Here is a 26,481-nt window from a genome sequence, read left to right on the forward strand (position 1 = left end):
ATTAATATCCTGGATTTTGAGTTAAAAGACCACCACTAAGATTTATTTCTCTTGCGGGGATTGGTAATAATAAAGCTTTTCTTGGATCATATACATATCCCATTTCATCGGAATGCGCACTAAGTACAGCATCTAAAACACCAAATCTAACTAAATCGAAGTAACGTTGATTTTCGAAAGCAAATTCTACACGTCTTTCACGTAAAAGTTCTTCTTTTGTTACACTTGTAACGATGTTTGGAGCCGTATCTGGAAAAGCTCTATCTCTTACTTCTTTAAAAGAGTTAAGTGCGTTTGAGTTACTTGTTTCAGAACTTTGTCCCATAATAGCCTCTACATGCATTAAAAGCACATCTGCATAACGAATTGCGATATAATCATTACCCGCATTTCTTGCATTAGGACCATAAGGAGTTGGTGAAGCATTAGCATCAAAACCATCTGGTAAGAATTTTGCAACTTCATTAGAACCTAGAACGGTTGTATATGAAATATCTGTTCTTATACCTCCATACATATTAAAATCTGCTATAAGATTATCATTAACAATATTTTGTCCATCTTCTCTACCTGCACGAACTCCTGAAGTAAATTCTGAAGAAAAACTCTGACTTTCATTAGCATCACCCGACAGGTATTGAATTGCAAAGATAATCTCGTTATTTAGTTCGTTATAAAAGACATCATAATAGTTAGATTGTAAAGAATATTGTCCACCAATAATCGATTCGCATAATTGTTGCGCAGCAACATAGTTTGTTCCTTGTGTTAAGTAAACTTTTGCTAATAGCGCTTGTGCTGCAGCTTGTGACGCTCTAGATTTGTACGTGTTATCTAAAGTGTTAGCAGCTTCTAATAAATCTTCTATAATCTGTTCGTATATTAAATCAGAATCAATACGTGTAAAAAGAGCTTGGTCTTCTTCAGGTCCTAAAACAGTGGTTACTAATGGTACATCACCAAATAATCTTACTAAGTTAAAATATGCATAAGCTCTTAAGAATTTAACTTCCGCTGTATATTTGGCACGATTACTATCATCTGCAACATCCATAAAGTTTAAGACATTATTTACTCTAAAAATAACTTCATACATAGATTGATAATAATCTTCAGATTCTACATTGTTTGCAGTAACTACATATCTATGAAAATCGGATTTAGATCCTTCTAGTGTTGCATTTCTTGTATTATCTGTACGGTGTTCTGTTAAAAGGTGTTCAAACTGCACTCCTCTGTTAAAATCCCCTATGTTTGTTTCTGTATTTTCATTCACCCCTTGAAGGGCATCATACACTCCTATTACTCCAGCTAATACATCTGCATCTGTTTCAAAAAACGTATCAACTACAACTACAGTATCTGGTAATGGGTTTAAAAACTCTTCTGTATCACAGGAAATAAAAATACTTCCTGCTAGAGCTACTATTAAAAATTTTATGTTTTTCATAATTTGATGTGTTTATAATTAAAAATCAACGTTTAGACCGAAAGATATTGTACTATATATTGGCGTACCAGCTCTTTGAGAACCATATGCTCTAGGATCTGTACCATCTATATGCTCAGGGTTAAAACCATGGTAATCATCTGCTGTAATATAAATTAAATTCTGACCAGTTGCATAAAGTCTAAGTCCTGATAAACCTAATTTTGATGTTAAATCATCTGGGAAATTATACCCAAGGCTTACATTACGTAATGAAAAGTAGTCTGCACTTGCAATTACTTCACTAGTTAAAACTTTTTCTTGAATAAAAGATTCATGAGGTACTACACCATCTGAAACTGCTTGTGCTTCTCCACCAGCTCTAGTTCTATTACCAAACCAGTTATAGAAGTATTGATCTCCAATGTTATTTACTTGTGCACCTAAGCTACCTTGTAACATGAAAGAAAAATCAAAGTCACCATATTTAAATTCATTAGTAAAACTATATACTAAGTCTGGATAAGGATCACCTAAAATAGTTTTATCCTCATCAGTAATAATACCATCACCATTTAAATCTTTTACGATAGTATCATCAGCTTGACCATTAATTCTGTTCCAAGGGTTGTCTACATAATTAGTTCTAAATTCTGTTTCGTTATATGCTTCTTCGTCTACAACATAACCCCAGAAAGAAGAAATTGGCTCTCCAATTCTATTAATCCATTGTGAATTTCTACCATAGGTATCTTCAATTAATGCATTGTTTGAATCTCCAAAACTAAGTAGTTCGTTTTTATTCGTAGAAGCAATTATAGTAGAGTTCCAAGAAAATTTCTCACTACTAATATTTTTAGTTCTTAATTCAAATTCCCAACCTCTGTTTTGTACTTTTCCTAAGTTTACTATACCTCCAGAAAATCCAGTTACATAAGAAACAGGGTTTTCTAATAGTAATTCATCACTAGTTCTTTGGTAATAATCTACCGATCCAGAAATTTTATTGTTGAATAATCCAAAATCTACAGCAGGGTTAAACTCTTCAGAAGCTTCCCATTGTAATAATGCATTAGCAATATTAAGTGGAGATACACCAGGAGAAATACTGCCATCACTAACCGCATTAGAGTTTTGTAATAAAGCTAAGTAAGGCCATGCATTTACCACTTCGTCACCAACATTAAAGTTTTCAGAACCTGTAAGACCATAACTAACTCTAAATTTTAGTTTGCTTACAACATCACTATCACTTAAAAAATCTTCGTTATGAGCATTCCAACCTATAGAAGCTGCAGGGAAATTACCCCATTTAGTATCAATTCCAAAAACAGAACTACCATCACGTCTAAAAGAAGCAGATAATAAATATTTGTCTGCATACGCATAAGTAACTCTACCAAAGTAACCTACTTTTTGTAGTACGGTGTTGATTTCTTCAAATTCAGAAATACTTGTTGCACCTTGTAAATTTTTAAGTCTATCACTAGTATACCCTGTACCAGTTACATCACTAGTGCTACTTTTTCTTTGTTGTATTGTTGCACCTGCTAATATATTAAGTTCATGGTTTTCACCTATTGTAGTAGAATAATTTAATGTGTTATCTGAAATTAATCTAGTACGAAATCTGTTTTGTAAGTTATATAATGCTCTACTATTCCCAGATGCATGATATTTTGTTCCATCCCATCTTTCTCTTTTTCTTTGGTCTAAAGTTAAACCTAAAGAAGTTTTTGCTGTAAGCCCTTCAATAATGTCATAACTTAAATAAGTAGATCCATATAGTTTTGTATTGTATTCATAATGTTCTCTTTCTACGTATTGTGCATAAGGGTTTGAATCTCCTGAAGTACGTGGTCTTTCTGTATTACCATCATTATCTAAATCTAAATTCATTAAATGATTTTCGTAGAAATAATCACCTGCTTGTACATCTGGGTAAGCCGAAGTATTAACAAACTGAAGTGTTTCTTCTGTATGGTAAATTGGCAACCATGGCGATTGACGTGTTGGGTTATGAATTGAAGTAGGTAATCTTCTTTGTTTTGTATAAGAAGGAGTTGCACTAATTCCAAATTTTAGTTTGTCACTTAATTCAGTGTCAATTTTTATTTTCCCAGTCATTAATTTATAATCATCTGTTATAACAACACCTTCATCATGAAGATATCTTAAAGATGTACTAAATTTTGTTTTTTCAGAACCACCTCTAGCTGCAAAAGAGTGACTTGTAACTGTACCTCCATCAAAAAATACATCTTGCCAATCTCTGTCTACACCTGTAGTTGCAACTAATAACTGCGCGTATAATGTTTCACCAGAAAGTGTTCCAGTTGCAGCTTGCTCTTTTTTAGCCCAATCTGCTACACTTTTTCTATAATCATCACTTCCATGAGCTTCTTTAAATCCAGTGTACGTTTGGTAACTAAATTTAGTTTTTCCAGATTTACCACTTTTAGTAGTAATCATAATTACACCATTAGAACCTTCACTACCATAAATAGCTGCAGATGCTGCATCTTTTAATACTTCAAAAGATTCTACATCATTCATGTCTAAATTTCCAAGAAAATCAGAACTTACAACTATACCATCTACTACTACAGCAGGACCAGAGTCTGCGGTTATAGAACCAACACCTCTAATGGTAATTGTAGGTGCTCCACCAGCTTCTGCATTTGTTGCTTGAATATTTACACCAGATACTTGACCTACTAAAGCGTCATCTACTCTTGAAACAGCAATTTGATCCAGTGTTTCATTTTTTACTTTCGATATAGCACCAGTTAAGTGACTTTTCTTTTGTGTACCATAACCAACTACTACTACTTCATCTAAGCTATTAGCATCTGCTGCTAAAGAAATATCGATAGAGCTTTGGTTATTAACAATCACTGTTTGCGATAGGTAACCAATGTAAGAGAATTGAATTACATCTCCGTTTTTTACTTGTAATTGGTAGTTACCATCAAAATCTGTACTAGTTCCTGTACTAGTACCAACAATAATTACATTTACACTTGGTAATGGCATATTGTCATTTGCATCTACCACTAGCCCTTTTACTGTTACGTTTTCTTGGGCAAAGGCAGAAATGCACATGAAGAGTAATGCAAATAATGCCGATTTAGCTTTTAAATTCATAATTGATTTTTAATTTTTAGTTAATTAATTTGTTTTACTAAAAACACAATCATTAGGCAAGTATCAATATGTTTGTTACTTTTGTAATGTTATGTTTTATTACATAATTACTTCCCGTCAAAGAAGTTTTTTAAAAAAGGATAGGTTATTTTACTTGTCCTTTTTTTGTTTTTTTAAGCCCAAAATTAAATTGGTTTACCAGATTGGTTTACCAAATATATATAAAATTTTGTTAATTCCAACGTTTTCGTAATTTTTATATGTTAAAATAGGTGATATTTAAGTTAAAATAGCAAACATTGGTATTTTGCTTAAGCGCTTTATTTTGTTTTTTTATAAAACTCTCTTTTATAATGTAATTGTCTTTTTGAGTCTATTTATCTCCAAAATAAGAAACAGAATCACCACTTAAGAAATCTTCTCTTACTGGGCTAAATGTATCAATTAGTTCCCCTTCTTCTAGACAAACTGCGCTATGTAATAAATTTGGTTCAATGTAAACGCCATCTCCAGCTTCTACAATTTGCTTTACACCATCAATTTCAAATTCAAATTTTCCAGAAACACAATAGGTAGCTTGTGTATGAAAATGTTGATGCGGTGCGCCTAATGCTCCTTTATCAAATTTGACTCTTACCATCATGATTTGGTTATCGTAACCTAAAAATTTTCTAGATACTCCTCCTCCAAGAACTTCCCAGTCCATGTTTTTTGTGATTACATATTTTTCACTAAATCTTTTCATAATTTTAATTTAAGTTGGTTTATTTATTTGAAATAATAAGAACCAGACCACTCATAATTCTTATTGTTAATTTTTATACTATGTTTTGTCTCTTTTGAAGTGTTTGTATTTGCTGTAATAAATATTTTTGTATTATTATTTATAGTTGTTATCGCAATTGCAGTATAATCTGTTGTGTCTAAAATTACTTGTAAAGCTGCAATAGTACTATTTGAATTTAAAGCAGATTCAGAAATTGGGCTATAACTACCATGCGTTTCTATTGTGGAAACAAAAGTGGTGTTTTTTGTGTTTTTTCTTCTTAAAATTACTGCAGGATCTCTTCTTAGATTAAATTCTGGGTCGTTTGCACCAATTCTGGTAAACAATAATGCATCATTGGCATTAGTTACAGTAGTTAAGGTATAGAATTTATTTTTATTTAGCCATGAGAATTTAGAATTATCTGTATTTGCTTTTGCAGTAGCTTCGACAAATAAATGTTGATACCCATTTTTAGTTCCTAGTGGTTTTAATGTTTCGGATGTTTGGAAATCGAAATTTGTTTGTAAAACTTGTCCGAAATAGTAATACGGAAAATCGTATTGGTTCGCTGAAGCTGAAGTTATCTTCATGATATCTAGCATAAATGGTTTTTCGAAATCTTTTTCTTTAATGATAGCCATTGTGCGAAGCATTTCGGTTCCTGGATATGCGTTTGTTTCTTTAGCGCTCACGATTTGTACGTTTTCATTTTCTGAAGAGAAATAATGTAAATCGGAATGATGTAAACTTCCAATATCATATTTTCCTGTAAAATGAGAGGTTTCATTTTGCGTAACAGTATTATGTGCAATAGTTTGTTTTGCCCAAGTTTTATTTTCTTTAAGATAATTTCCTCCACCTTTTTGTTCAATATTTACAAATCGTGCTAGACCATAATCTTGAATCACTTCTTCTCCTTTTTCATATAACGAATAGGATAACTTATCATAGTGCCCATGGCTGGATCCTTGTGCAGCATATTTAAAAACAAGTTCGATATCTTCGTTTCTTAAAATACCAACACCGCCTTGTGTTCCTTCTGGGCCGTCGGATAAGTTAATGGATTTTTTAAGAAACGGTTTTTCTTTGCCATTTTTTATACCCAGTGCTACTGCCAAACCAGAATCATCTAATAGGACTGTATTTTGTTCTTTTGCAATAGATAGTAAACCAGGATCTTGTTTTCCAAAATGATACGAAATATCTACTGCAGTAACTAAAGCACTATTATAATATGACATACCTTTTTGTCCATCGTTAAGTGGAAAAAATTCCCCATCTGCATCCGATAAATTTAAAAGTGCATTTATAGATTTTAGTAGTACTCCTTCTTTATATTCAAAAATCTTCAATTCTGGCTTTACATTATAAAGACCCTCTGCAAAAATTAAAAAAGGATACATAGCATAACGCTGGTAATATGGCCCTTCATTATAATAGCCATCTGGAGAAAAAGGTTCTTCAATATTTGCTAAAAAGCCAGCTTTTCCATCTTTATTTAAAAATCCACCATCATCATCTTTAGCTTTTGTGTCTAAATCGACACCTTTAATTCCGTATAAAGCACGATCTATTAATTCTTGGTCATTCATTACCAAACCAATCATACCAACAGCTGCATTACCCCAAGTACTGTGGTTGTGAACTCTTTGGTAAAATTGCGGGCTATCTATAGAAATATGATCTGCAAATGGCTTAAATAAATTGTTTTCTAGTTTGTTGCGTTCTTCTTCGGTTAAATAATTGTAGATGCAATCGTACGCTTGACTTACATAAACCAACCAGTTAGAATCGTTTAAGCATTGCCAGAATAATTTCCCTCTAGCATAAGATCTAGTTTTTGGGTGTAGTGGAAGTGTTTTGTATAGTTTTTCGTATTGCATCAACATGTCTTTAACATATTGCGCATATTTTTCATCGTCTAATATTTGATATAAAACACCAGCTTTTTGTAGTACTACCCAATTGCGTTTATGTCTTACGTGTGTATAACCACCGGAATAATCTTTAGGAATTGGAACTTCTATACCTGCTTTAATTTCTGCATCAATTTCTTCTTTAACTGCTTGAAGTGAATTATCGAAAATTGGAATGGACCCTAATTGTTCTCTAATGTTTTTTACACCCTGAGCGGTAAGAATTAATTTTGGATGCTCTTGTGAAATGGATGTTTCTGATTTAGAATTTGTACCAGCTGTATTTTCTTTTTTACAAGAAAATACAGTGAATACAATTGCGACTAAAGCAAATTTAAATATAAAATTTTTAGATTGTGTCATGTTTAGTTATTAGAAATAGGTCCTATGTTTTTATGGTCAGTTCCTTTTCCTCTTAATGAAGAATCCTTTGATAGTTCAAAGGTTCCTTTTTTAAAAGTTGGAGCTATGTTATATAGGTTTTCTATAGTATGTTTTTGATTTCCGGTAACTTCAATTTTTCCAGATTTGTAATAGTTGTTATTTAATACATTTACAATTGGTTCACCTACTACTAAGTGCATGTTTAAACCAGCTGTATTGTTAAAGTTGTTGTTTTCAATATCGTTAACTTGAACGCCATATAAAGACATAGCAGATTTATATTTATTCTTTTTGCCAAAACCTACATTATTAAATACGTTGTGGTCTACTTCTAAAAATGGACCGAAAGTACTTTCGTCTTTTCCGCCTCTATATAAACGTAAAGCAGCACCTTGTAAATCGGTTACTGTATTGTTTTTCATAATAAAGTATTCTACATTATATGCGCCAATGTCATCCGTTTCTTTATCTAATGCAGCAATATGACCAGAGATGTTTTTGAATTTAGAATTTTGAATACTAATAGTATCTGCGAAAGTGCCTTTAGAGACTCTTAGTACATCAAACGAATGGTTAACAACCATATCTTTAAATTCGCAATTGTCAATAAATAGTTTGTAATTATCTAGCATGGAATTTTTACTAGTACTAATTACAGAATTTCCTGCGTAGTCTGGAGATTTAGTGCCATCAAAAGTGATGTTTTCTAGTGACAAACTTCCGCCATTTTGAATTTCTAAAGCCATCATACGTTCAAATAAAATAACAGGCTTTTCTTTTCCTGATGATTTTATAGTTAATGGGTGATTAATTTTTGCTGCTTTAGTTATTAAATAAGTTTTGCTAGATTCTAATACTAAAATATCTCCTGCTTCTGAGTTTTTTGTTGCTTCATATAATGTATTAATTCCTGGAGCAACTTTTGTTGTTTTTCCTGAATTAAAAGCAATGTTTGTGTCTTTTTTGGAATACCAAGTTGTACCAGTATTTTCTTTTGTAGCAATTTCTGGACTGATGTTGATTGCCCTTTTAATTTTATCTGACTTCGGGATGAAGTATCCTTGTTTATTTTTTACTAAGGAGATCTCGGCATTTTCAAAACCTTCATTAATAGAAGTTTTGCCGTTTTTGCTAAGAAGATTATTCTTAAATGTAATGCCGCTAATATCGGCATCGATAGTAAAAATGTCACTTTCGTTTTTATTGTAAATAATATTACCTGAAAATTCTGAAGTTTTTGGAGCTTGACTTCTTTCGGCATCATTACCAGCACCAAAAAGAATATGATTGCAATCAATAAATATATTATTGTTTGCTTTTGAATTTATAACAGGAACATAACGATTTGGTGGTGAATTTGGTACGCCATTCATCATTACAAATGCACCTCTAAAACGGTAACCGGTTAAACCAATATGATAATTATTAATAACCGTTTGTGTTTCGTTAATAATACGAACACCTCCTGTACTTGGTTTGTTGTTTCCAATAAACATATTTCCATCAACTAAGGTTTCATTTCCATGACGCATAGTTAATGTACCAGTACACTCAAAAAAAGTATTGTATTTAAAGGTGTTTTGACAAGCTTTGTTTGAAATAATTTCATGTTCGCCATTTGTTCTGTCAAAATAATTAGACGCTACTAAAGTGTTTGAGTTTTCTAGTGCATGATGACTTGTCCCAATACGTAAAGTTTCTCCTCCATTATTTCCGTAAGTTGGTCTTGGGCCAAAATAGTTGTGATCAATTTTATGGTTGTTTGCTCTACTCGATTTAGTGTCTAATCCAACAATCATAGTTACACCAAGGTTCTTTTTACCAACAATATGGTTGTGGTCTATACGGTTATTTTTTCCGTAAATAGTAATCCAATAATCTTGTACTTGACGCTCTGGATTATTGTAGTTGTCTATAACACATTCGGTTAAACGACTATTGTTTGCTATTTCTTCTCTGTTTTTTCTGAAAGAAATTACTGCGTTAGTAGGAGTGAAACCATTTTTAAAAACCAGACCTTCAACAATTAAATGTTCACCAGCTAATTGCAAGTTTGAATTTCCTTCTAAAGTTACTTTTCCTTTTTCTTCAACGTTAAGTGTAATAGGATCTTCTGCTGTCCCTTTTCCTTCAAATACCAATTCTGCATCTTTCCAAACACCGTTAGCTAGTGTGATAATATCTCCTGGATTTGCGTTTTTTACAGCCTTGTTAAATTCGGATAAATCATTTACTAATAAAGCATTAGTTTCACTTTCATTACATGAAAATACTAGTAAAAAAAGAAAAATTATAGTAGTAAAATGCTTTAGTTGGTTTGTCATAAACAATTGGTTTACCAGATTGGTTTACCAATATACGTGATTTTTATAGTTTTCCAAATAATATATAGACTTTTAACTCAAACCTGTGCTATTTTGATTACAAGATAAAAAATAAGCCATTAAAAAAACACATTAGTATTTTGTTAATGGCTCTGTAATAAACAACTACATGTTGTAAACACCTCCGTTGATGTCAAGTGTAGCTCCAGTAATAAAACCGTCATATTCAGATGCTAGAAATAAAACAGCTCTAGCAACATCTGCAGCATTACCTGCTCGTTGAATTGGGATACCAGCTGTAGTTTCGGCTGCCGATTCTTTTGTAGTATGTGTGTTATGAAAAGAAGTTCCAAGAATAAGACCAGGAGAAACTGCATTAACTCGAATACCTTGACCTCCTAATTCTGTGGAAAGTGCTCTTGTAAATGTTAAAATAGCTCCTTTACTTGTTGCATATACTAGAGATCCTGGGTGTCCACCTTTACGACCTGCTAGTGATGCTAAATTAACAATACTACTGTTTTCGTTTTTTGCTAAATAAGGCGCAGCTGCTCTTGTAACAAACATCATGGAGGTTAGGTTAATGTCCATTACTTTGTGCCAGAATTCTGTTTCTATATCGCCTAGCAATCTACGTGCAACAAGGGAACCTGCATTATTGATTAGTATATCTAAACTTCCAAGTGCATCTACTGTTGTTTTTAACATTGCATTAGCATCTGCCTCTTTGGTTAGATCGCCACTTATAGCTATTGCTTTTTGCCCTTTGCTAGTTGCATATTCTGTCAATTGGTTTGCTGTATCTGCACTAGAAAAATAATGAATTGCCACATTGGCTCCATTATCAATAAAGTGTTTTGTTATAGATTCTCCAATCCCTTGTGCTCCAGCGGTTATTAGAACGTTTTTTCCTGTTAATTTATTCGTATTCATATTGCGTATGTATTGATAGAGTTGATGTTTTTATTGTTGATGTATTTATTTTTTGCGAATTGTTTTATTAAAAATATTCTGTTAGTGCAAGAATCCCGTTGTATGAAATTACTAACGAAAAGAATAAAGCGGCAAATAGCCCAATGTTTACTCCAAGATTGGTTTTGTAATCTTTCATTACTTTCTTATTATTTATCATTAGAATAATTCCTAATACTACTGCAGGTAAAATAAATACATTAAATACTTGGGAAAGAATTTGAACTTCTATAGGATTTGCGCCAAAAGCAGGGCCTATTAAAGCAACTAGGCAAGCTATAAAGGTTATAATTCTAAACTGTTTAGAGTTTGTATCTAATTCGCCAGATTGGTAATCGGCAAGTAATAAAGGAGCAATTAATAGACAAGGGAAAATAGAAGATAAACCAGCACTTAAAGCTCCAAAAAAGAAAATAGTAACGGCCCATTTACCAGCAACAGGTTCTAATGTATTTGCCATATCTAAAACTTGTGTTACTTCTTTTCCTTCATAAAATAAAGCTCCAGCAGACACAGCCATAATAGTTGCACTAATTAAAAAGATTAAAACTGCAGCTGTTATAGAATCCTTTTTTTGTTGTTCTAAGTTTTTAATAGTCCATCCTTTTCCTTTTACAAATAAAGGTCTAGATAAAAATGTAGCCGAAGCCATGGTAGTACCAACAAATGCGGCAACTAACATTTTGCCTCCTGGTACATCTGGAATTGTTGGTATTAATCCTTTAACTACATCTATAGGAAGTGGTTGTACAAAACATAGGGATAGTATAAAGGAGAATCCCATTAAGGTTACAAAAATGACTAGTATTTTTTCAAAAAAAGTGTACTTACCAACTAGCATTAATAAGTAAAATGTTACGATGATGATGATAGCGGTTATTAATACAGTTTCATATTTAAAATCACTTAGTCCATCAAAATTAACAGCCAAAATTTCGTAAATGATATTAGAAGATATCCCTAAAATTCCCATTAAAGAATTCCATTGTCCAAATGTGATTCCTATAATAATTAATATAGCTAAAGCTTTACCGTATTTTAAGTGTTTTTTAAATCCGAAGAGTGCAGTTTCACCAGTTATCAATCCGTAATTTCCATAAGCAAACATCAATACACCAGAGAAGATACAACTTAGTAATAGTACCCAGAGTAATTGCATGTTAAACTTGCTTCCTGCTACAATCATAGAAGTTACACTACCTGTACCAATGGTATAACCAATAGCAAAAATTCCAGGACCAAATCCTAATATAATAGCAATAATTTTTTTAAGAAATGATTTATTAGGTGTTGTTGCATCCATAATATGAGATCGTTTTTATTGTTTTATTTGTTTTAATTCCAGTTCGTGTGATGGCTCTTTCCAGATGCATCATCTAATCTTTGATAGGTGTGTGCTCCAAAGTAATCACGTTGTGCTTGTATTATATTTGCAGAGGTATATGCTGTTGTAATTCCGTTTAAAAATTGGATAGCTTCTGCCAGAGCTGGTGTTGCAACATCATTAAGTATGCATTGTGACACTACTTTTTTTGCAGCTGGTTTGTATTTAATAACCGTGTTTATTAATTCTGTATTGGTTAAAATATTTGATGTCTGTTTAAACACTACAACCAATTCTTCCATTAAAGTAGATCTAATTATACAGCCATTAGTCCATATTCTTGCTATTTCACTTAGGTTTAGATCCCAATCCATTTTGTTTGAAGCTTCAGCAATTAATTTAAAACCTTGATAGTGATTAATAATTCTTGCAAACTGGTAAGCCTCTAAAATTTCGTTAGTTGTTAGGTTTAATTGCGAAGTATTTCCTTTTTCAAAAAGTTTGTTTAATTGTAATCTCTCTTCTTTATAAAACGAAATATATCTTGAAAATAGGGCAGAAGCGATTAATGTGCTAGGGACACCAAGTTCGGCTGAAGCTATGGTTGTCCAGTTTCCTGTGCCTTTATTACCAGCTTTATCTAATATTTTATTTACTAACCAATCGTCTCCTTCTTTTTTTTGAAAAATTGCAGTTGTAATTTCTAACAAATAACTATCTGCAGTTGCTTTCCAGTTATTTAAAGTGTTAGCAATAGCATCTGGATTTTGACCTAAAGATTCTAAAATCGTTGCAACTTCTGCTAGTAATTGCATTTCTACATACTCCACGCCATTATGCACCATTTTAATAAATTGCCCGCTTCCTTCTGGTCCAACGTAGGTACAACAAGGTAGGCCGTTTTTGTCTTTTGCAGATATAGTTTCTAAAAAAGGAGCTATTTTTTTGTAGGCTTCTTTATCTCCGCTGGGCATTATGGATGGTCCTTTTAAAGCACCTTCTTCACCTCCAGAAACTCCAGTTCCAATAAAGTGAATTCCTTTAGTTTTTAAATATTCGTTACGTTGTTTCGTTTTTTTATAATTAGAATTTCCACCATCAATAATGATGTCATTTTTTGACAGATGAGGCAGTAAATCTTCAATAACATAATCTATTGTTTTTCCAGCATTAACCATTAACATAATGCGCCTTGGTTGTTGCAATGAATTAACAAAAGCAGCAATATCATCGTAAGCTTCTGCTTGTGCTAATTCGGGATGTTCTGCTTTAAAGTTTTTAGCAACATCTACCTCAACATCATTAACATGTCTGTTAAACATAGAAATTTTAAATCCGTTATTGGCTAAATTTCTACATAGGCTTTTTCCCATAACGCCTAAACCAAATAATCCAAATTCTGAGGTTTTCATTAATTCTTGTTTTATTTTTTTAATAATATTTTCTGGTGTTATCTTAATGTCTATTTTCATGGCTTCATCTGGTGTTTCTAAGGTTTCAAATTGTGACTTTAGTAACTCGGCAGGCATGAAATGTCCCTCTCTGTTATTTAATCTTTTTAAAACCTGTTCGAAAGAACCAGATAGATGTACCCATTTTGTTTTCTCTTTAATAGTATGACTTAACGTTTCACGATACTTTTGTTTTAAAGCAGAGCAAACAATAACACAACTGTTTTTTGTGAGTTGCTTTATGGCTAAATTGTTTAATGTTTGTAACCAACCTTGTCTGTCTTCATCATTTAAAGCTTGACCGCTAGACATTTTTTTAATATTACTTTCAGGGTGGAAATCATCACCATCAAAAAAAGGAATGTCTAATTCTCGGGCAAGTAATTTTCCTATTGTGCTTTTTCCACAACCAGAAACTCCCATTACAAATATTACTTTATTCAATGATTTTCGTTTTAATAGTTAGGTACTGTTGCTTTACCAACAGTAGCTTCTTTAAACCAAACTTCGGTATAAGCTCCATTTGCATATTGTTTTTCTATATTGCCATCAAATGTTTTAGATCCTGTTTTGCTGTTAGCTTGGTTATAAGCGCCTTGTTTAAAGTAGTTTATTTCTCCTGCATAGGCAATTTCACGTTCTACATTCACTGTTCTTCTGGATGCATATACGTCTATAATTTGTTGCGGAATATCTTCTTTTGTTGAGAAATCTGATTTTAGCAAGTTTTTGGTGAACGTTATCGTTTTGTGACCTTTACTTGAAAATGTTAGATACATAACACCTTTATAAACATTTACTTCGTAGCTAAATTCTTCACCCAATTCAATACCATCTTTTGGTTCTTCGGGCGCTGTAGATGCATCTTTGCCAACAACGGAAAAGTCGTAACCCCAAACCGCTGTTGAGTAATCCCATCTTCCAGAATTATCCTCGCCAACAGTATTTATTTCATAGTTCCAAAATACAGATCCTTTAGTATGACCTGGGAATTTCTTGTAGTATATTTTTAATGGTTCGTTTTCATGACCTTCGTCACTATGAATTTGTCCGATAACTACAGCATATGAGGAAGGTATATTTGCATTTCCTGTTGTAGAAACATGTTGTACTTTTAGTGTGCCAGTTAGTTTTCCTCCAGTTTCAGGAATCCAATGTGCTTTTTCACCTAGTTCGGTTCTTGTATTGCTTGAAGTTCTTGAGGTAATACCAGAATTAGGTGTTTTGTAAACTACCCAGTTTGTTTCTCCGTCATTTTCAACATAAAAGAAATCGTCTTTTTTATAATTTACTAAATCGTCTTTATATGTGCCATCTCCTAAAAGGATTTTCCATTTTTCCATAAAAGGAATCACATCGCTTGGGTATTTTGTAGCATCTTCCGTTTTTCCAGAAGCATCTGTGTTTGTAGTTGTTTTAGAATTGTTTTTACAAGCAACTATTGTTAAAAACGTAACTAATGTAAATATTGCTTTTTTCATTTTCTATTTATTTTAATTATTCTCGAAAGCGCAATTAATAGTTTGAGTAACTCCATTTTTTTCTATAATCGCTTTTCCTTCTTTTTTGTTAAGTAGTTGAAGTATTAAGTCTTCATTTTTAAAATTAACAAGAACATCCACCTCTTTTTCAAAAGTGATTTTGGTGTTTTCAAATTTTAATGTTTTCACCGAAAAGAATATGGAAACATCTTCTTTTGTTAAAGAAATAGCTTCAGGATTGTTTGTTTTCCATTTGGAAGCGTTTAGTTTCCAGCCATTAAATTCTTTTTCTTTTGAAGTTTCGTCTATTCGTTTATCATAGGTTTCAAAAGGAAATAAAACGGTTATAAAGTTAAAGTTTTTCGTGTCTTTTTTTGAAACTACAGCCCATTGTTTTCCTCTTGCTCCATCGGTTAAAACATTGTCTGTTTTGTGCAATTGAAAAATATCTAAACCAGAACCGTTAATAAAAGAAGCGCGTAATAAGTCTGAACCATTTTCTAAACTATAATGACCTTGCCAAACTTGTTTGTATTCGTGATTTGTTTTAGAGGTGAAATTATCTTTTACAATCCAAAAACTATTATCTATAGAAATAACCTGTCTACTATATTGTACACCAATATTTTCAAACCCGTTATGACTTCCTGCGAAAACCTCTAAATTTCCATTAGTTAGAAACGTGATGTTTTTTGTTTCTGGAAGGTTTTTAAATTTACCAAAACCACTTCCTCCTTTGTTACTTGTGTATTGTTTTCCTTGTAATTCATTATCTACTAAAGCAACATTTTTAGTCATAGAGTTTTTAAACAACTCTAAATCTTTAAGGGAATAGCGTACTTGGTAATTAGGTAAAATTACTTGACCATTAGCCATTGCTTGTATGCCTAATATGTCACCATGTTGATGGTCTGGTTTTAGTTCGTCTACATCTGCCGAAATTACTAACATGTTGTCTTTTTTGTTCCAACCTTCACGCATAATATAATAGCCTGTGTCTGGAAAAACGTAGGATAATTCTTTTGGCGGAACAGCTTGTATGTTTTTTAATTTATCTAATTGTGAAGCACTTGCATTCCAATAGAATTTTGTGCTTAATTTATTATTTGCAAAATATCCTATTTCGGGATCTTCAAATAGTAGATATCCTAAAGTCATAGCTCCAGAAATATCATTTTTTTCTGCCCAAGGTGTGTCTGTATCATCAGATAAAACAGGTGCAGATTTATCTGGATAAGCAATTTTTACAAGTGTTCTGAAAAGAGACTCTAATTTGTTTTTCCAAACAGGAAGGATAGGAGTGTTGCTTTTTTTAGCTAATTGATATACATAAAAGTAGGTGCCAATATCACTCATGTGGTAGTGAATTGTGCGTTCAAATTGAAAGCCATCAGGGTTTATTTCTTTATCTAAATGTTCTCCTAAAAGTTTCATGGCATGGTTGTACCAAAGCTCTGTTCCTTCAAAATCTTGCAACATAATAGAAAGCATTGCTAAAGCACATAATCCTCGTGTTTGGTGATTACCAGATTTGAATTCTTGGTTGCGTTGGTACAAATGTTGAGCGTGTTGTAAAAATGTAGCAATAGTAACTAATTGTTCTTTGTCTGAGTAACCAGATTCTCCTAAAAACAAATTATGTAATTGTAACCAATTGATAATGCGGTATCCAGAACGAAAGGCTTCATAAACGCCATTTCCATCTTCAATACTTTCATATTTATTATTGGCTAAAGCAGTATTTAAAGATGCCATTTGATTGGTAAAATAATCTAAATACTGTTCGTCTTTGTTTTGATAGAAATAATAATAACCGATATCTATCATTTTATGTTGCCTTGCTAAATGACGTAAAGCATAAGCGTTTACAGGTACTCCGTTTTGGTAATTAAAAGGCAGTTTCCATTGTGCCTCTGCTGGAAATTTTGCCAAGTGATCTAGTGCTCTTGCTGTATGTTTTGCTTTAGATTCTGGGTATAGCTTTGTGTATTCTTGGAATCGTTTATTGTTATTTTTCCAATTATAGAAATAACGTTCACTAAATTTTGTGCGAAAGTATTTCGCTAGATCTACTTGAGAAGTTGCTCCATTAGATATTAAACTATTTTGGACTGTTTTAGTTAAATAAGAAAATAATTTATCATTATCTATTATTTCATTAGATGGTATTGTTTGTGCATCAACATTTTGAAACCAGACAAGAAAAAACAAAAAAAATAGCGTTAGATTTTTCATATTAATACATGAGTTTCATTACTAAATTTTCTTCGGTTTTTATTTGTCCAGAATCCATTAAGTTGTTTTCTGATGCTACATTATTTTTGGCTCCCCAAAGAATAGATACAAATTGTACTTTATTATTTTTAAATGTGTTCTTCGTAATATTTACATTTACAATACCATTATGATTTAATAGCCTTTTGTTTTTCTCTTTTGCACCACAATTGGTAAATGTGCTATTTGTAACTAAAAGGTTTCCGCCAATGGTAGACTCATCGTATCCGCCTCTATAATAATCTATAACATTTTGTTTTACATTCGTAAATTGACAATTATCGATGGTTAAGTACTCTGTGTTGTAATCTCCTCTATCGTTTGTTTCTTCAGATAATTCAATTCCGTTTTCGCAATTAGAAATCGAGGTGTTTTTAAAGGCAATTTCTTCAGAAAAAGATTGTTTATATACTCTTAACGCATAGTTGAAATTACTGATTTCTGAATCTAGAACATCTAACCCAAAGTGATTAGACATGTTCTTTTTTAAACTTGCAAAAGCATAGTTTGTATTGTTTCCTTTTAGTTTAATTCCTTTTAAGGTTAGCTTTCCGTAAGGTTGCAATGAAAAAGCTGGAGTTTCTGCTGCTCCTGAATAAACAATTTCAGCTTTATTTTTAGATTGAATAGTAATTGTTTTGTTTATTACTAAAGAATTTGAAACTTGAAATACTCCTTCTGTTAAATCAATAATATCTCCACTTTCTGCTTCTTTTAGTTTGGTATTTAATTCCGCAGAATTAGCTACTGTATGTGTTTTTGGGTTTTTTGCTTCCACTTCGTTTGAAAACCAATCTGCACCATATTTAGTTTTATCCAAAAGATCTAAACTAATATTTCCTGTATTTAAAATTGCGCCAATTTGATTTGATTTACTTCTGGAGTTTCCTATTAAATCCTCTGTAATTGTTTCAAAATCAAATCCATTATAAATTTCAATATCATCAAAACCAGATGTTGGTACAGCAAGTGCTGTTCCTATATCTGTTAACGTTAGTTCTTTAGAAATTAAACCATGATTGTTTTCAATTTCGACACCATTATTATCGATAATGTTACTTGCAAAGGTTACGCCATCAGCTTTATCATGTTCTACAATTGGATTAGCATTACCAACAGAATTATATATTATATTATTTACAACTTCTGTTCTTAATGCTCTAGCAGATCTAATTTCTGATTTAGGCAAAACATCTGCTTGCGAAAGGTTTTGTCCAACACCAAATTGCCATGGAGAGTCTGAATCAACAAAGGTATTGTATGCAACTACAACATCTGTAACTTGGTTATATCTGTTTAATGGTGACTTTGGAATTCCGTTCATAATTGCAATAGGACTTCTAAAATTCTTACCTTTTATTTTATAAAACAAGTTGTTTGTAATCCAATGTCCTGTGTTAATAATTCTAATTCCTCCAAATTGATCATTCTCACCATCTCCAATAAAATAGTTTCCATCTACTGCAACATAATTTCCGTGACGCGTTACTACAGATCCTTCACTTTTATAAAAAACATTGTTTTTAATAATATTAAAATTGGTTTTACTTGAAATTATTTCAACTTCACCATTACACTCTTCAAATAAATTATTTGCAATTAAAGTATTACTTGGTGACATGGATGTAAAGCTACTTCCTAACTGAATAGTTTCACCTCTTGCACCACCTTTTCTTGGCCTTGGTCCAAAATGGTTATTTATGATTTTATGATAGTTTCTAATACTTTGATTTCCTTTTAAATCCACTCTTAATGTAGGTCCTCCATTTGTTTTTCCAGCGATATAGCAGTTACTTAACTCGTTATGCTTTCCGTAAAGTTGCACCCAAAGATTATCTTGATCACGTTCTAGATTATTAAAGTCTAGAATCACACAATTTGTAACTTTACAATGGTTTGCTACCTCTTTAGGACTCGTTCTAAATGCTATTACATTTTGAGATGGAGCATGTCCATTTCTAAAAAACAAACCACTTACTTCTAAATAATCTCCACTAATAGCTAGATTAGAAACCCCTTCTATAAAAACTTTTCCAGCTGTTTCGGCCGATAAAGTAATAGGATTTTCTTTTGTTCCTTTTCCTGTAAATTTTATTTCAACATCTTTCCAAATACCATTTGTTAAAACAATGTTGTCTCCTGCTTCACTATTTTTAATGGCAGTATTTAGTTCGTCGATATTGGAGACTCTAGTAGAATTGGTAACTTCTAGATTACTACAGGTCATTAGTAAGAAGCATAAATTGAAACTTAATATTATTTTTTTCATTGCATTGTAATGTGTTAGATGTCTTTAAAATATAAAAGCCTTTTTAAAAATACAAAAGGCTTTTTGATTTGACTACATTCAAATCATTCTTTAGTGAGTAATAGATAAATTATAGTATTTTATATAAGAAAAAGCGTCTGCATGTGTTGAGTTTAAATAATTCCCTGCCTTAAAGTAGTTTTCATAAGGCCATTTGTTTAGACTTACGTCTTGATATACGTGTGCTGCATTGTTATTTAATTGTACTTCTATTTTAGCATCGCTTGCAGTAATTCTAAAATCAAAAGCTTCAAACCCAACATATCCTAAGTTTAATTTAATGTCTGTCCAGGTATTGCTAGAGGTTTCAAGTAAATCATCTCCATCTGTAGATTCGTCTATAAGTGATTTTTTATGCGACCATATATAACCATCTTTCCAATAGATTTTTATAAGTGGAGGGCCATTGTTAGATGAAAAACCATGTATATCCATATCTTCTTGAGAAAGGACACCATGAATTTGCATAACGATTACTTTATGATAGTCATCACTAGATGTAGCATTTGCAGAAACAGCATCTACTTTTAAGCGACCTGTCATTTCACCACCTTCTAATAATGTCCAGTTTTCTCTAGAATTACTTGGGTTTATTAGTTCTCTCAATTCTGTTCTAGAGTACGAGCTATTTGTGGTGGAAACATTTGGAAAAGTATAGAAGACTAAGGAACCATCTGTTATGTCATCATACATATATGGTTGTACCGGTTCTAATGTTTGGTATCCAAGATTTATTAATTGCAAAGGTTGATATTCATCTGGACCACCATTATTATCATTATCTACAGGTAGTGTAACTTTCCAATTAGAGAAATCAATATCTGCATATTCTATAGTTTCTTCTTCTTCTTCTTCTTGATTATCAATAATTTCATCTATTATTTCAGCGTTATCTGATGCATCTTCATTATTCGTACAACTAAAAAAAAGGACCACACATAGAATTGTAGCTAGTTGTAAGGTATAGAATTTGTCTGCTATTCTCATGAAAAATAAATAAATAATAAAAAATTGGTTAACCAGATTGGTTTACCAAAAATATAAATATTTATTTAATTCGCAAGTTTTTATCAAATTAAATTGACATATAGCATTAATTGATATATATTTTTGCTAAATTTATTTCCAGTATTTCTTCCCTAATAGATTTAATAGCATCATATTAATTTTTAATTTTAATAATTATGTTAGGTGATACTTTAAAAATAGCTTTTGGTGAATTAGGCCAAAAAGAAATTAGTGGTTCTGCACACAATGAACGTATTTTAGAATACCAGGAAATGACTGGTTTAGATTTTGGTAATGATGAGGTTGCTTGGTGTAGCATTTTTGCTAATTGGGTTGCTTTGCAGGCTAATTTAGAAATGTCTAATAGTGCAATGGCTAGAAGTTGGTTAAAGGTTGGAAAAAAAACCGATTGGCCGCAGCCTGGAGATATCGTTGTTTTTTGGCGTACAGATATTAATAGTCTTTTTGGACATGTTGGATTTTTTTTAGGATATACTAAAAGTGGAAAATCTATTTATTGTCTTGGAGGAAATCAAAATGATGAGGTGAATATTCAAACCTTTACGTTAGATCGAATTATTGAATTTAGAAGTTTAACAGATGATTTAGAAGAAGACATAGAAATCCCTACTGGTTATTTACGAAAAGGAGATAGTAGTGAAAATGTAAAGCTATTACAGAAAATACTTATTAAACTAAATTACTTAACTGGAAGTGCAGATGGTGTTTTTGGACCTAAAACCGAAACAGCTCTTATTGCATTTCAGAAGGAGAGTAATATTGATGTAGATGGTATTTATGGTAGTCAGTCTAGAGCAACATTTGAAAAAATATTAAATCCATAACAATTAAAAAGATTCTTGTTTTGCAAAAGTTGTTATGATTTTCTCTGTTATAAACTCTTTAGTAATTGTTTTATCTTTTAATCTATTTATCATCAAGTGTATTGCTCTTTTTCCTATTTGTTGTGCATTTTGATTTAAATAGGAAAGTTTTGGTACAGAGAGATTTGAAATTTGCTCATCTGCGAAGCCTATTATAGATAATTCTTTAGGTATTTTATAACCTAAATGATTTGCTACACTTATTACTATAGTACCAGAAATGTTATCTGCAGCTATTATAGCATCTACATGTTTATTGTTTACAAGAAATGTTTTTATTTGTTGTTGTATATCTTTATTAGTGTCAATAAATAGTAAATTAATGTTTTCTTTCATAGCGTTTTCATAGCCTTCTCTTCTTAAGTTTCCAACATTTAGATCGTTAATTGTAGAAATAAACGCAATATTTTTTTTGCCTTGTTTTAATAGTTTTAATGTTAGTTTTTTTGCTTCTTCAAAATCATCAATAATTACCTTGTCGCAATTAAATTCATCAATAACTCTATCAAACATAACAATTGGAATTTTTGCTAATTGCGTTGCTTTAAAATGTGAATAATCTTTGGTTTTTTGAGTTTCTTCAGAAACCGCAATTATAAAACCATCTACACTACCATTGCTTAATAATTGGATGCATTCTTTTTCTTTATCTAATTTTTCATTAGACATACAAGTAATAATATTATATCCTTTTTCTCTGGCTTCTTTTTCAATACCAAATAACACTTTAGCAAAAAATCGGTTCAAAAGGCTTGGTATTATTACACCAAATGTTTTTGTTTGATTTGCTTTTAGGCTTTGCGCTATTTTATTAGGTTGGTAATTATAAAGTTTTGCTACTTCTTTTACACGTTTAATAGTATCTGCACTTATCTCTGGATTATCGTGCAACGCCTTAGAGACTGTAGAAACAGAAACGTTTAATTTTTCGGCTAAATCTTTAAGTGTTATCATAATATAAAGATATAAAAAAAAGTATGCCAACAATTGCAGCATACTCTTTTAAATTAGTTAGATTTCAAATAAGAAATTATTTTCTTACTAGTTTTACTGTTTTAGTGCTAGAACTTGAATTTAATTTAGCAAAATATAAACCACTGTTTAAAGAAGTTGCATCTAGTGCTACTTTCTTTGCATTAGGATTAAGAATTATTACTTGTTTTCCTAAAACGTCATATACTTGAACAGAAGTAATAATTTGATTACTATTAACATTCCAAATGTTCTGCGTAGGATTTGGATATACATTAAATCCTAAATTTTCAATAGAATCCACACTTAATGGCATATTAAAACTTACATCATCAAAGTAATACGTTTTTTCTACACGACGTGCATCTGCACCTGTTGTTCCAAAGTTAAAAAATATAGAGGCTTTGTTGAAAGTGTAAGAAGGGTTTAATGCAGCAGTTCCTGGCGCTTCGTTATTGAAATCAAATTCAATAGTTTCCCATCCTGAAGCAACGGTAGTATTTGTTTCTGTTTCTACAGATCTTGTTGGGTCTGAAGCATCTTCTATTTTTAATCGAATTGGAGTTGCAGCGTCAGGAGACCATACTTTTACATACATTTTTGAAGCTGTAGCTGTAACAGGAATTGCAGTTGCAAAACCAGAAGCAGTTCCAATTGTTGTACCAGCCCATAATTCTGCTCCAGCAGTTTTTATAACTTGAATAACAGTATTATTTGGGTTTGTTGGATCTGCCATTATGGAAGAAGCATTACCTCCAAAATCTGTCATTGTGTAATTTACAGTAGTAGCTTCAAAATCTACAGGAAGATCAATTTGTGATAATCCACCTGTAACATCTATTTGTTCAATATCATCAAAAAGAAATGTAGAACTAGCTGTGCCATCTCCTAAATTACCAAAATCAAACATGAAGACTAAAGTGTTAAAGTTTGCTGGTTGACCAGTAAAATCCCATGTTAATGTTTCCCAAGCACCAGAAACTGTTGTGTAAGTATCTATTTCTGTTTCACCAATACCTTCTAATTTAAATTTAACGGTTGTTCCAATTGGAGCTGTTGTGAACACTTTCATAGAAATACCACCAAGGGTTGAAAAATCAAGATTGTTGGATAAAATTACTTTGCTTCCTCCCCAAATTTGGCCACCATTTCTAACTATTTGGGCTACTGTTGCACTTGTGTTTGAAGCTACAGATTGCGGGTTGCTTATTACGGTTGCAGTTCCTCCATCAAAGTCAATAAAATCGCTTGTTACTGGCTCGGTTTCAAAGTCCATAGGAAGTGATAGAGTAGGTGTAGTTATACCATTATCGTATAAAGTAATATCATCTAAGTAATATGTGAAGTCAGGAGTACCATCTCCCATGGTTCCTAAGTCAAAAATCACAACAATTTTATCATACGTATTAGCTGCGTTAATTGTTGAAAAATCAAAAACTAAAGTTTCCCAAGCATTTACCATGGTCATGGTAACTTCTTGTTCGTAATTAATATTACCATCAGCAGCGTTTTCTACTTTCATTAAGACTTTAGTTCCAGGTTTAATGGAGTAGGCTTTCATTGAAAATGTGTTATTTGCTGTAAAATCCATTGCAGAATTAAGTACTAATGAGCTTCCTCCCCAAACTTGGCCAGCACTTTTAACCATTTGACCAACATTTGCAGAATTGTTATCTGTATTGTTTTGTGGATTTGATATTGTAGTTACAACACCACCATCAAAATCTCCCCAAGTATTTGTTGTTTCAAAATCTATTGGTAGTGTTTGTGAAAAGCCCAAAGAGTAGATTAATAGGGTTAGTAGTAATGTAATTTTTTTCATAATATAAAGAGTTTAATTAATTTTAATTACCAAGTCTAATTTTGCTTATTTGTTAATTTTTTAGCAAAAATTATTTGATATTTATAAATATATAGCATCTTTTTTATGTTTTTGGTATTTATAGCACTACAAGAAACATACAGTATTGAATTGGTTGATAAGCCTAGTGAAATCAGTGTTTTTAGCAGGTTTTATAATTAAATAATTATTAGCATAATTAATTTGTTGTGTTGATGTTGTGGTACTTATAACGCTTGTAGAGCTTTAAGTTTTTTTAATTTTAGCTTTAGAGTAGTTTTGCTAACTTTTTTGTGTTGTTTGAGGTGTTATTTATTAGGGTTTTAAAATTAAGAGGAGGTTTTAATAGTGTTTTTTTGGGAATGAATAACTGTTTGAAAATAGTTATTATATGAATAATGATTAATTAGGGAAGCAATTAAATTAAAATAATGGGAGAAATAGATGAAAGTAATAAACCTAGAGATACATTAGCACAATAATTTTACTGTGGTTAAGCTATGAAGCAACTTCAAGATTTTTTTTGTTTTTCTCTATATTTATTTTTTTTGTTTTTTTCTTTTTGTCTAGTTCTGCACGAATTTCACCAGCACGTTCTTCAGTAATATCATAATCACTCATTACATATATTGCGATTAAAGTTCCAAGAATTGGTAAGCCAGAGAAGAATAATCTTAATCCAATTAGCGCCTCTTCGGTTTGTGTAGGAGCTCCAGATTGAAATCCTATAATTGAAAAAATAAGTCCAGTTAAACCACCAGCTATTCCAAAACCAAATTTTACCATCCACCAATAAATAGCTCCAAAAACACCTTCACGTCTTTTACCTGTGTTTAACTCATCTAAATCGATAACATCTGCTGTCATAGACATCATGATTGTAAATAAACCTCCAATACCAAAAGAGAAAAAGGGAAGCGCAAATAAAAACATGTACGGTTTACCTGGAATAAATAAAAACCATAACATAACATAACCAATAACAGATATGGATTGGGATACAATAAATGCTTTCTTTTTACCCATTTTTTTTGACATTTTAGTAACTAATGGAATTACTAAAAAGGAAGTCACTAATGCGCCAACGCTTCCAAAAAGAGTAGGCCACCACCAAGCTCCATCTGGACCTGTAACTCCATCAAACAAATAATAAACAATAATAAAATAAGTAAAAGCTGCTACAGTATTAAATGCATTAAAAATTAAGAACGTAGCGACACATAACTTTCTAAAAGGTTTCATACTAAGCGCTTGAACAAAATTAACAACAAAAATGGTGTGTAAGTTTTTTAAAACGCTGTTAAAAGTTATACTTTCGTAATCCTCATGTGTAGTAGGTTTTCCTTTAATAAATATAGCAGGAATCATTGCAAAAATAGTGCAAACTACAGCAACCCAAATGGCTAATTCTCGTACTGCTACTTCGCTAGAAGGAAACCAATCTTTATCATCCATTAAAACCCAAAACCAGGGAGCAATTACCCAAGCCCATTGTCCAATAAATTGAGCTATTCCCATAATATTTGTTCGTTCATGAAAGTCTTCACTCATTTCGTAACCCATTGCTACATAGGGCACGCTAAAAATAGTTAAGCCTAAATAAAACACTAAAGACGAAGAAAGAAAGTAGTAAAAATTATAATCAAGACTGTTTTCTTTAAATAATTGCCACATAGTTATAAATGAAATACACATAATTATGGCTCCTATAAAAACATACTGTCTTCTTCTTCCCCATTTTGATTTTGTATTATCGGAGATAAAACCCATAATAGGATCTGTAATAGCATCAAAAAGTCGTGGTACTAATGAAACAACTCCCCACATCCAACCAGGAAACCCCAAACTCTGTACAAGAACCACAATGAAAATACTAATAATAGCAGGAAACATTTGATTGGCAAGCATACCAAAACCAAATGCAACTTTTTGTGACATAGGTACTCTGTTTTTTAAAACTATTTTTTGGTTTGACATCTTGTTATTGGTTGTTATATG

General features: G+C 31.7%; 16 protein-coding genes. 1 reads left to right on the plus strand and 15 read right to left on the minus strand.

What is annotated here, in order from left to right; all coding sequences use genetic code 11:
• Position 1: 1 nt before the first annotated feature.
• From ACVC3Y_RS07550 to ACVC3Y_RS07605, 12 genes are all read right to left on the minus strand, one after another.
• Complete coding sequence (locus ACVC3Y_RS07550) at positions 2-1,450, minus strand: RagB/SusD family nutrient uptake outer membrane protein (protein WP_303423150.1); 1,449 nt, start codon at positions 1,448-1,450, stop codon at positions 2-4.
• A gap of 18 nt (positions 1,451-1,468) precedes the next feature.
• On the minus strand, positions 1,469-4,576 hold the full coding sequence (locus ACVC3Y_RS07555) for a SusC/RagA family TonB-linked outer membrane protein (protein ID WP_303423148.1): 3,108 nt from the start codon (positions 4,574-4,576) through the stop codon (positions 1,469-1,471).
• A gap of 373 nt (positions 4,577-4,949) precedes the next feature.
• The gene (locus ACVC3Y_RS07560; protein WP_303423146.1) at positions 4,950-5,321 is read right to left on the minus strand and encodes a cupin domain-containing protein; all 372 of its coding nucleotides are present in this window, start codon (positions 5,319-5,321) and stop codon (positions 4,950-4,952) included.
• A 23-nt stretch (positions 5,322-5,344) separates the two neighbouring features.
• Positions 5,345-7,624, minus strand: coding sequence for an alginate lyase family protein (locus ACVC3Y_RS07565; RefSeq protein ID WP_452226542.1), 2,280 nt, complete (start codon positions 7,622-7,624; stop codon positions 5,345-5,347).
• Positions 7,625-7,626: 2 nt separating this feature from the next.
• Positions 7,627-9,969 (minus strand): polysaccharide lyase 6 family protein, encoded by a 2,343-nt coding sequence (locus tag ACVC3Y_RS07570; RefSeq protein WP_452226543.1) that lies wholly within the window; start codon positions 9,967-9,969, stop codon positions 7,627-7,629.
• Positions 9,970-10,134: 165 nt separating this feature from the next.
• On the minus strand, positions 10,135-10,902 hold the full coding sequence (locus tag ACVC3Y_RS07575) for an SDR family NAD(P)-dependent oxidoreductase (RefSeq protein WP_452226544.1): 768 nt from the start codon (positions 10,900-10,902) through the stop codon (positions 10,135-10,137).
• A gap of 67 nt (positions 10,903-10,969) precedes the next feature.
• On the minus strand, positions 10,970-12,244 hold the full coding sequence (locus tag ACVC3Y_RS07580; protein ID WP_452226545.1) for an Nramp family divalent metal transporter: 1,275 nt from the start codon (positions 12,242-12,244) through the stop codon (positions 10,970-10,972).
• Between the two features lie 32 nt (positions 12,245-12,276).
• Positions 12,277-14,160, minus strand: a complete 1,884-nt coding sequence (gene gndA, locus ACVC3Y_RS07585) for an NADP-dependent phosphogluconate dehydrogenase (protein ID WP_452226546.1) — start codon at positions 14,158-14,160, stop codon at positions 12,277-12,279.
• An 11-nt stretch (positions 14,161-14,171) separates the two neighbouring features.
• Entirely contained in the window at positions 14,172-15,197 is a 1,026-nt protein-coding gene (locus ACVC3Y_RS07590) for a polysaccharide lyase family 7 protein (RefSeq protein WP_452226547.1), read from the minus strand.
• A 12-nt stretch (positions 15,198-15,209) separates the two neighbouring features.
• Positions 15,210-17,432, minus strand: coding sequence for a heparinase II/III family protein (locus tag ACVC3Y_RS07595; protein ID WP_452226548.1), 2,223 nt, complete (start codon positions 17,430-17,432; stop codon positions 15,210-15,212).
• A gap of 1 nt (position 17,433) precedes the next feature.
• Complete coding sequence (locus ACVC3Y_RS07600; RefSeq protein WP_452226549.1) at positions 17,434-19,740, minus strand: chondroitinase-B domain-containing protein; 2,307 nt, start codon at positions 19,738-19,740, stop codon at positions 17,434-17,436.
• Positions 19,741-19,830: 90 nt separating this feature from the next.
• Positions 19,831-20,766: a polysaccharide lyase family 7 protein gene (locus tag ACVC3Y_RS07605; RefSeq protein WP_452226550.1), complete on the minus strand. Its 936-nt coding sequence runs from the start codon at positions 20,764-20,766 to the stop codon at positions 19,831-19,833.
• 197 nt (positions 20,767-20,963) lie between these two features.
• Here ACVC3Y_RS07605 and ACVC3Y_RS07610 point away from each other — a divergent pair, with 197 nt between their 5' ends.
• Entirely contained in the window at positions 20,964-21,632 is a 669-nt protein-coding gene (locus ACVC3Y_RS07610) for a C40 family peptidase (protein WP_452226551.1), read from the plus strand.
• A gap of 3 nt (positions 21,633-21,635) precedes the next feature.
• Here the strand turns inward: ACVC3Y_RS07610 and ACVC3Y_RS07615 are convergent, their stop codons facing one another.
• The 3 genes from ACVC3Y_RS07615 to ACVC3Y_RS07625 all read right to left on the minus strand — a co-directional run bounded on the left by ACVC3Y_RS07615 (position 21,636) and on the right by ACVC3Y_RS07625 (position 26,421).
• The gene (locus tag ACVC3Y_RS07615; RefSeq protein ID WP_452226552.1) at positions 21,636-22,625 is read right to left on the minus strand and encodes a LacI family DNA-binding transcriptional regulator; all 990 of its coding nucleotides are present in this window, start codon (positions 22,623-22,625) and stop codon (positions 21,636-21,638) included.
• Between the two features lie 76 nt (positions 22,626-22,701).
• A complete protein-coding gene (locus ACVC3Y_RS07620) occupies positions 22,702-24,465 on the minus strand; it encodes a T9SS type A sorting domain-containing protein (protein ID WP_452226553.1) in 1,764 nt (587 codons plus the stop codon).
• Between the two features lie 516 nt (positions 24,466-24,981).
• On the minus strand, positions 24,982-26,421 hold the full coding sequence (locus ACVC3Y_RS07625; RefSeq protein ID WP_452226554.1) for an MFS transporter: 1,440 nt from the start codon (positions 26,419-26,421) through the stop codon (positions 24,982-24,984).
• Positions 26,422-26,481 lie beyond the last annotated feature (60 nt).

It is taken from the genome of Lacinutrix cladophorae (assembly GCF_053604645.1).